This window comes from Paenibacillus ihuae, from assembly GCF_001368795.1.
In the GTDB taxonomy this organism is placed as follows: domain Bacteria; phylum Bacillota; class Bacilli; order Paenibacillales; family Paenibacillaceae; genus Paenibacillus_AQ; species Paenibacillus_AQ ihuae.
Map to the genome: position 1 here is coordinate 4,277,043 of NZ_LN831198.1, position 8,689 is coordinate 4,285,731.

Sequence of the window (8,689 nt, forward strand, 5' to 3'; positions counted from 1 at the left end):
TACATACAATTCCATCGGCGGGACCTGGCTCAGGTCATTGGCCAGATAATATCCATGCCGGCTAAGCTGGCCGTAATCGGTGATCCCGAGTGCTGCCAGGTCGGCCGTCAGTACTTTTGTCCTTGCCTCGGTACTGATGATACGGCTGAGCACAGCCGGGTCAGTAACCGGAACGAACGCAGACTTGGCAAGCTGCTCCCCGCCTGACAACGTCACAGACTCACCCGGATAAGCGGTGTAAGTGATCGGCTTGCCCGCTTCCCCTGAATCCTGCTGACGCAATTCGAAGCTGGCCGTCCGTTCATACCTTCCTTCGCGTAAATATACAGTGACGCCGCCATTCGGCAACCCTTTCTTTGCCTTCAAAGAACGGATAGCGTCACGCGCCTTCTCAAGCGTCAGAAACGGGGCACTCTTTGTCCCCTTATTGGAATCGCTTCCATTTATGGATACATAAAACGTCTTCCCGGATGTCTTCTCCTCAGCAGATGCAGAAGATGCAAAGGGTGGACAGGGAGTCATCATGAACAACAGACCGGCCATAAGCGCTGCAAGCAACCTTTTTCTCACCAAAGCTCCTCTTCCTTTCCATGTGGGAATGTTGACGGCCGCGCCGGTATGATACCTTAGCGCAGCCGCCTTTGAGCAGCAGGTTCTTCCGAGTTCCTCCAGCGTTGCAGGTTTATCTATCTAGTTCTTACTTCTTTAATCCTTTATCTTTAAGGAATTGTTCGAATTGTTTGGTCACTTCCGCTACATATTTCTCTTCGCCCGCTTCCTTCAGCTTGCCGTACAGTACAGGCCATGTTTCTTCAAAATCCAGTGTTCCGGTAACCAGGCCGCGCTTGTATTCCCCCCACACGGCATTCAGGTTGGCGATCTCCGTATTGACCGGCTCGGAATTGAACTTGAAGGCACCGACAGGATTGACTTCGGAATCGGAATTGATCTTTTTGGTCTCCTCCCAGACGTTCTCCGGCTGTCCTTCCTTCAGATAAGAATTAAATACGCTGCCAAAAACCCAGTCCATATTCGGCAGATACCGGGAATCCGGCAGCGCCTTAATGTAATCACCTGTCGTCTTCTCATAGTGAACACCGGCAATACCATTACAGAGCAGATTGTACAGCTCCTTGTCGGTATTCACCAGATTCAGCAGCATCATTGCCCGTTCCGGATTAGGGGCGGTACGGCTGATCGACTGGTTGGTCGTCGCCGAGTAGCCGTTGGAGAACCAGTCGCTGAGCGGAACCGTGATGACCTCATTGCCGCCGTTTTTCGCTTTAACTTCGGCTTCTACCCCCGGCTTCAGCGTAACGTTGAAATCTACGGCAATCTGGCCTTTCGCCAAATAATCGTTCATCTTTTCAGTAGCAGCGTCTTTGTAAATGTAACCTTCTTTATACCATTTGCTGGCCAGCCGGAAATTGTCCAGCTCTTCTTCCGGATAGCGGTACAGTGTATAATTCGGATCATCTGTTTTGATGTAGAAATGATCATCCAGGCCCGGAACTACCCAGTATTTATCATCATGCGACTGAGGATTGATAAAAGAAGTGCCGAATACGCCAAACGGAATTATATCCGGTTCATTCTGCTTAATTTGGGCCAGGAAAGGTTCAATATCGGCAATTTTTTTGATGGAAGCGGTATCAAGTTTGTACTTATCGGCAAACCGCTTCTGGATGATGAATCCGTAACGGGAACCGTTGATCTGCTGGTTAGGGATACCGTAGATCTCCCCGTCAACCGAAAGACCGTCCCACATCACCTGCGGAACATCTGCCTTCAGCTCCGGCGCATATTCATCCAGGAGAGCATCCATCGGCTGAATGGCTCCTTTGCGCACCAGCTCCTCCGGCTTCAGCATGTAGCCGGTCCAGAGAATATCGAACTTCTCGCCCGCTGCAAGCACGGTGTTCATCTTCTGCACATAGTCCCCGACGGCAACAGGCATCAGCTTGACCGTGGCGTTGATCTTTTCCTTCACAATCTTGTTAACTTCCTCTTGGACCTTCGCCTGGTCGGCCTGAAGCTGCGACAGCGGATAATACCAGGTCAGTTCAACCGGCTTCAGCTCCCCGGCATTTCCCGAATCCGGTGCTGCACTTTGCACACCTTCTGTACCGCTGCCTTCCGTACTGCTTGCCCCGTTACCGTTAGCATTGCCGTTATTGTTGCCGCCGCAGCCGGCCAGAACCGACGCCGCAATCAATACGAGCGCCAAAACCCCAAACAGTCTTTTTTTCATTCGAGTGACCTCCTGTACTTTGTACATGATTGTATGTTAACCCTTTAGGGAGCCAACCGTAAGCCCTTTGACAAAAAAGCGTTGAAAGAACGGGAAGATAACCACCATCGGTCCGCCCGCCAGCACGGCTATCGCCATCCGCGCCGAACTGTTGGGGAAACTCGCCAGATCGATACCGAGCTGTCCTGTAAACTCCGAATTCGTGGTAAGAAACTCAATACTGTTGAGTGTCCGCACCAGCAGCAGCTGCAGCGGCACTTTGTTGGGATCATCGATGTAGAGCATCGCGTTGAACCATTCATTCCAATACGTAAATGAAATCAGGAGACCCAGAGTAGCAAGCGCCGGTGTGGATAAGGGCAGGATAATCCGGAAGAAAATACGGAATTCCCGCGCCCCGTCGATTTTGGCTGATTCAATGATCTCATGCGGGATTTTGGACATGAACCCTTTCATGACCATGATGTTGAACGGTGACAGCAGGATCGGCAGAATAAGCGCCCACAGGCTGTCTTTCAGATGCAGGTATTGCGTAATGAGGATATAGGAGGGAACGAGCCCCCCGCTGAACAGCATAGTGAAAAACACATAAAATGTCGTTACCCGGTTGTACCGGTAATCCTGTCTTGAAATGACGTAGGCGGTCATCGCAGTCAGCAGCAGACCGGCCAGCGATCCAACTACTGTCACCGTAAGGGTCACCCCGTAGGCCCTGAGCAGAATGTCAGGAGCATCAAGCAAGTAGCGGTAGGCATCCAGACTGAACGACGTAGGAATAAACTGATAGCCGTTTTGGGTCAGCGCCGTTTCATCCGTCAGCGATACCGCTATGACAAGCAGAAACGGCAGGATGACGACAAGGGAGAGCACCGTAAACAGCAGGTTAATGAACAGCTTGGAGAATTCGAATTTTCGGGCCACTGCCATGGCACCTCCTTACCACAGGGAATTATCTGGATTGATTTTGCGTACGATTGCGTTGGCCGACAGCACCAGCACCAGACCGACAACCGACTGGTAAAAGCCTGTAGCCGCCGACATGCTTACATTGCCGACTTCCCGCAGCGCACGATAAACATAGGTATCGATGATATCCGTAGAGCCGTAGAGAAAGCCTGAATTGTTCGGTATAAAGTAATGCAGCCCGAAGTCGCCGCGGAACATGTTGCCGATGGACAGGATCAGCATAATAATGATGATTGGTGCCATCAGTGGAATCGTGATCTTGAACGCCATCTGCCGCTTGGTTGCTCCGTCGATCCGCGCCGCCTCGTAATATTCGCTGTTGATGCCGATGATGCCGGCAAAATAAATCAGCGTGTTGAACCCGACCACTTTCCATAATTGAACCAGGATGAGGATCACCGGCCACGGTGCGGCATTCTGGTACCAGCTCACCGGCTCGAGACCGAAGGACTCCAGGGTGCGGTTGATAAAGCCGTCAGAATGGTTCAAAAAGGCGTACGCCACATAACCCACCAGCACCCACGATAAAAAATGGGGCAGAAACAAGGCCGTCTGGTAGAACTTGCTCCACTTGGCCTTGATTTCGTTCATCAGAATGGCCAGCAGCAGTGCAACTGAGGTGCCCACCAGAATGTAAGCGGTATTATAAAGAACCGTGTTGCGGGTAATCCGCCATGCCGTATCCGTGGTGAACAAATAACGGAAATTATCAAGCCCTACCCACTTGCTGCCGAATATGCCGAGATCATAGCGGTAATTTTTAAAGGCGATAATCAGGCCGATCATTGGAATATAGGCAAAAATTAATTTGTACAATATTCCCGGCAGCGAGAGCAGGAACAGCTCCCGGTTGTTCTTGAAATGGTGAAGCTCTCTTCCGATCCACGTCTTTCTGCGTTTTCCCGGCGGTGCACCCGCATGTGCCCCTTGCTGAGTCAGTGAAACGTTCTTCAACATAGCCAAAGCCCCTTCCTTTCCTTCCTTAGCGGCTGCCTGTGTTCCAGGCTTTGCACGACTAACAATAGCGTGGAATAAGGCTTTGGCGGTACTGTACAATTGCAGGATTGCTGTACAGAGGGGCTGTATTGTTACCGGATTCCTGTTCCGGCGCGGCTGAACTTTGCAGCAGAACGGCAAAAGGCCCGCACAATGAATAGCATTCATCTGCGGGCCCGGTTTACGTATAATTTGGAGCTGTTTTATTTGCTGCGGTCTATAGCTGATTTCAGACGGTATTCCTTGGGCGTCGTCCCGTAGCGGCGTTTGAACAGCCGGTAGAAATAGCTCTCATTGCCAAACCCGACCTTTTCCATAATCTCCGTCACGGTTAAGTCCTTCTGCTCCAGGTACTCTCTGGCATAGGCCAGGCGTGCTGTGTTGATCTGATCGACTACAGTCGTTCCTTCCTGCGTCTTGAACACCTGGCCCAAATAAACGGAGCTCATCTTCAGCATGTCGGCAATCCGCTGCACATTGAGGTCAGGGTCAGCGTAATGCTTGTCGATAATTTCCTTCACCGTTTCAGCCAGCAGCCGGTTCTTATCCTCGCGCCCGCTCCGCCGCTGCTCCGCAACCTCGTGCACAACCTCCAGCAGTACAGCCTCAATCTCATCCAGTGTCTCTTTTTCAAGAATTCGCCGGTTAATGGCCTGCAGGTTGACTGACACCGGATTAACGTTGTGATTGTTCATTTCACCAAGCGTATTGCTTAGTGTAACCGCCAGATGAAGGACCGCTGAGAACATATTATCGAAGCTGAACCCCCCGATCAGTTCTCTCCAGCTGCGGATCGCTTGCTCTGTCTCCACCAGATCCCCGCCTTTAAGTCCTTCCGTCAGCTGCCGTTCCAGCTCCTGCGGGATACGCAGCGAATCATTCCGCTCATTCTCCCGGAGAAGAGCAGGTTCAAGTACCGCTCCCTTGCCGTATATCATCCGGTAGTTAGAATGGCGCACCGCCAGATTGTAATGCTGCGAAATGCAGCGGTAATCCGTGAATATGTCGCTCAGTGTAACCGTGAAGGTAATACGGTAATAGCCAAGAATAGTTTGTTGAAGCTCCCTGAAGCTCTCTCCCAGCTTCTCCAGCCTTCCCGTTTCGCTTCCGACGATAAAGACGAGATGCCCGCTTTTCATATCCGCCGCTTCACAGGAACCGTCAAGGCGCAGCAGCTCCTGCCCGATATTGCCGATGGCAAAGTATAGCAGCGATTCCATGGGCAAACCCGGGCCAGAAGCGATTCCCTGCAGATCGTCGATCTGCACCAGCGCCAGGCGGAGCGGGGACGGATAAGCGATATCAATCCCGTACTGCTCCCTGATCTGCAGAAACGCCCCTTCGTCTACGCTGCCGCTGAGTCCGATCAGGCTCCGCAGCTGGTAGACCTTAGCAATATTGGACTGCGATGCCCGTTCCTGCTCCAGCCCCTTTAGCTTGCCGAGCATCTCGGTCACGTTGGCTGTAATCAGCGACAGCTCATCCTTCACCTGCGGCGCGCCGCGCTCATCCTGCGGCACCAGCGTCAGCAGCTGGCCCACCGGCTTATAGAGCCGCAGCGAAAAGAACACGGACAGCATTACAGCGAGCAGCACTACAGACAGCGTTACTGCCAGTTCCGTCCACTTCATCTGCCGGACGCTGCCCAGCACGACATCATAATCCTGCATACTGACAATCTGCCAGTTATTCAGGGCTTTACTCAGATAAGTGACCTTATACTTTCTGTCTCCGTACGTGTAGTTAAAAGAATCAAGCGGTGTGTCCGAGGAAGAAATCCGCGGCAGCAAATCCTGCTTAATATTAAGTCCGGCCGGAAGCTGCCCGTCGGTCGAAATAAGCACCTCACCTTCGCTGTCGGTGACGAAAAGGACATCATTTTCCCGCTCAGCCACATGATTAAGCGCTTTCATGTTATCCAGCATCCATCCCGGCTTTACGGTCAGAATCAGCACATTGTCATTGATGGAACCCAGGGAATCCCCGTCATACATGAAGAAAGCAAACACGTCGATTCCTTCGTTCTTACCGTCAAGATCCAGGGGAATCAGCTGCAGCTTCGGCAAATCGGCCCGGGAGGCCATATAATCCTCTAAGGCACTGTAAAGGAGGCTGTTATCAATGTCATGGTTCAGCGAGGAGAAGAACCGGTGCTGCGCACCGTTGTAAAAGACCGCAGCGTGCAGATACGGGGAAGCGGCCACCGTATGGTTCAGCCGTTCGATCTTCAGAATGCTTTGCCTGTAATCCGCACCGGACTTCAGCGCAATCAGTTCTTCGTCATTGTACAGGGAAACCGCCAAATCCTTTACAATGCTATTCATGTTCTCAATGTTGTAGTTCATTTGGGTCAGCAGCTTGCGGTCAGCTTCATTTTGCAGGCTAAGCACCTTGCCGCGGGCATTGGTGTTCAAAACAAACGAAGCGATGGCCAGTATGGCGACAACAAGCATAAAGCTGAGCAAAATCCGCTGTAAATATTTGCGCGAGCGGATCGTCTGTAATACATTCATGGGTCCTCTCTCCCTGCTCTTAGGGTGACCTTAATATAATCCCGCGCGATTTTGCTTGTCAATCCTCGTTATCCTGAAACGTCCTCCGGGCATCTTCCCCGTCAGGCCATGTCCCCGGCTCCGCCTGAAACAGCTCCCGCAGAAGTGTCCGCGCTATCACCCCGTGACCCGATGCATCCGGATGGATACCATCACCATAGCGATATGAGCTGTTAATTGAGCGTTCCTGCCGGATATGCTCCAGCAGCGGAGTGCGCAGATCAATGATGCCGTCAGCGGGGCAGCTCCCTGATAACAGCCACTCCGCATAACGCTCAAGTACACGGTCATAATCCCTGTAGGGCGCTAAATAGCTGAAACCGGACGCCTCCGCAGGCAGAAGCTGGCCGTTCATTGAAGTGGCGTCGAACGGCGGCGGGGTCATCAGTACGACCTTGGCCCCCGCTTCGCGGATCTGTGCACTCAGCCGCAGCATACCTGTCCTATAGGCGGCAAACCGTGCTTCAGAGTAGGGATGGTAGATCCCGTCATTCATGCCATAGCACGCTACGGCCACGCCGGGAACTGCTTCCGCAAGTTCTTTTGCCAGGCGTTCATGCACACAGGGCCGCGGGAACGGATGATCCGCTTCGCTGAGACCCGAGGCTGTCTCACTGGGAACACCGTGTGCAGCCAGTTTCACATCCAGGTCCGGACGGTGCTTGCGCAGCCATTCTCCGGCCAGACGGATATAGAGGCCGTCAGCTGTAATGCTGTCCCCAAGAAACAAAATGAGCGGCTTCATGGAATCTTTAGTTATCTTGTCTGTAAATAAATGCAGCATATTTCTCCCTCCTGACGATCACGCAGGCCCTTTACCGGTCATAATCGGACGGTACACCCGCAACCTAATGGTAGCGCCGCGTGCCCTTTTCCGCCTTGACGATATCGACCATCTTTAGCATAATATGGCCATGACAACCAAACTATTTGCGCGGGACATCGGGCTTGAACCCGGATTCACCTTCAGAATCCAGAAGTGTCCGCTGACCCATGATTACTACGTCCATAGCCATGACTTCTCCGAACTCGTCGTCATTTTGTCGGGAAACGCGGTACATATTATCGAGGGAAGGGAGTATCCGGTTAGCGCCGGCCAGGTTTTTCTAATCCACAGCAATGTTTCCCACGGTTACAAGAATGTCGACGGGATCGAATACGTTAACGTGATGTTCCAGCCTGAACAGCTGCTGCAGCAGTCCGAGCTCAGGCTGATGCCGGGTTTTCAGGCGCTGTTCTATATCGAGCCTTTCTACCGGAAGGAGATGTACTTCAAAGGCATGCTCACCCTTGACGCCGGACAGCTCCGGGAGGCTACCCGTCTGCTGGACTGTATTCTGGGAGAGCATGAACAACAGCAGGAAGGGTACAGACTAATGATCCGTACCTATTTCACCGCCCTCGTTGGCATGCTGTCACGATATTATCAGAACAGCAGCGGACGGGAGGATAACAAAGCGCTGCGGATCGGTGAGACCGTTACTTATATCGAGGAGCATTTTTTGCAGCCGATCACCCTGCAATCCATGGCAGATATGGCCTACCTGTCAACCCGCCAGTTCCTGAGAGTCTTCACCCGCAACTATCAGACGACACCTATGGATTATGTCATCCGCAAGCGGCTGGATTATTCCTGCACGCTGCTGCGGAGCCCGGACCTCTCCATATCCCAGGTCGCCTTGGACAGCGGCTTCCACGACCAAAACTATTACTCCCGCCAGTTCCGCAAGGTATTTAACTGCACGCCCAGCGAATACCGCGAGAAAATACGGGACTCCGGGCAGGCATCCCCAGTCAATCCTTGAACGCCTCCGTACCGGCGGCCGTCTCATCCTTTTGACGCAGCCGCCGCCGATACGCTCCGGGGGTTACGCCAAACCTCGCACGGAACAGACGCGTCATGTAATTGGCATCTTGAATGCCT

The 8,689-nt window shown here is 52.6% G+C and carries 6 protein-coding genes and 1 pseudogene; 1 reads left to right on the forward strand and 6 read right to left on the reverse strand.

All coding sequences use genetic code 11. The features are described from left to right. The 6 genes and pseudogenes from AQR02_RS19625 to AQR02_RS19650 all read right to left on the reverse strand — a co-directional run. Window positions 1–570 (reverse strand): annotated as a pseudogene (locus AQR02_RS19625) (DUF1565 domain-containing protein); the annotation flags it as partial. Between the two features lie 127 nt (window positions 571–697). After that, window positions 698–2,251 (reverse strand): ABC transporter substrate-binding protein, encoded by a 1,554-nt coding sequence (locus AQR02_RS19630; RefSeq protein WP_054941919.1) that lies wholly within the window; start codon window positions 2,249–2,251, stop codon window positions 698–700. 36 nt (window positions 2,252–2,287) lie between these two features. Further along, entirely contained in the window at window positions 2,288–3,172 is an 885-nt protein-coding gene (locus tag AQR02_RS19635; protein WP_054942180.1) for a carbohydrate ABC transporter permease, read from the reverse strand. A 15-nt stretch (window positions 3,173–3,187) separates the two neighbouring features. After that, window positions 3,188–4,174, reverse strand: coding sequence for an ABC transporter permease (locus AQR02_RS19640; RefSeq protein ID WP_054941920.1), 987 nt, complete (start codon window positions 4,172–4,174; stop codon window positions 3,188–3,190). Between the two features lie 242 nt (window positions 4,175–4,416). Continuing rightward, entirely contained in the window at window positions 4,417–6,726 is a 2,310-nt protein-coding gene (locus AQR02_RS19645; protein ID WP_054941921.1) for a helix-turn-helix domain-containing protein, read from the reverse strand. A gap of 58 nt (window positions 6,727–6,784) precedes the next feature. Next, the gene (locus AQR02_RS19650; protein WP_054941922.1) at window positions 6,785–7,549 is read right to left on the reverse strand and encodes a GDSL-type esterase/lipase family protein; all 765 of its coding nucleotides are present in this window, start codon (window positions 7,547–7,549) and stop codon (window positions 6,785–6,787) included. Window positions 7,550–7,679: 130 nt separating this feature from the next. Here AQR02_RS19650 and AQR02_RS19655 point away from each other — a divergent pair, with 130 nt between their 5' ends. After that, the gene (locus tag AQR02_RS19655; protein WP_054941923.1) at window positions 7,680–8,570 is read left to right on the forward strand and encodes a helix-turn-helix domain-containing protein; all 891 of its coding nucleotides are present in this window, start codon (window positions 7,680–7,682) and stop codon (window positions 8,568–8,570) included. The last annotated feature ends 119 nt before the right edge of the window (window positions 8,571–8,689 follow it).

Coding starts and splice junctions, on each gene's coding strand:
- AQR02_RS19640 (WP_054941920.1), bottom strand. CDS start 4,174: ATGTTGAAGAACGTTTCACTGACTCAGCAAGGGGCACATGCGGGTGCA.
- AQR02_RS19630 (WP_054941919.1), bottom strand. CDS start 2,251: ATGAAAAAAAGACTGTTTGGGGTTTTGGCGCTCGTATTGATTGCGGCG.
- AQR02_RS19645 (WP_054941921.1), bottom strand. CDS start 6,726: ATGAATGTATTACAGACGATCCGCTCGCGCAAATATTTACAGCGGATT.
- AQR02_RS19650 (WP_054941922.1), bottom strand. CDS start 7,549: ATGCTGCATTTATTTACAGACAAGATAACTAAAGATTCCATGAAGCCG.
- AQR02_RS19655 (WP_054941923.1), top strand. CDS start 7,680: ATGACAACCAAACTATTTGCGCGGGACATCGGGCTTGAACCCGGATTC.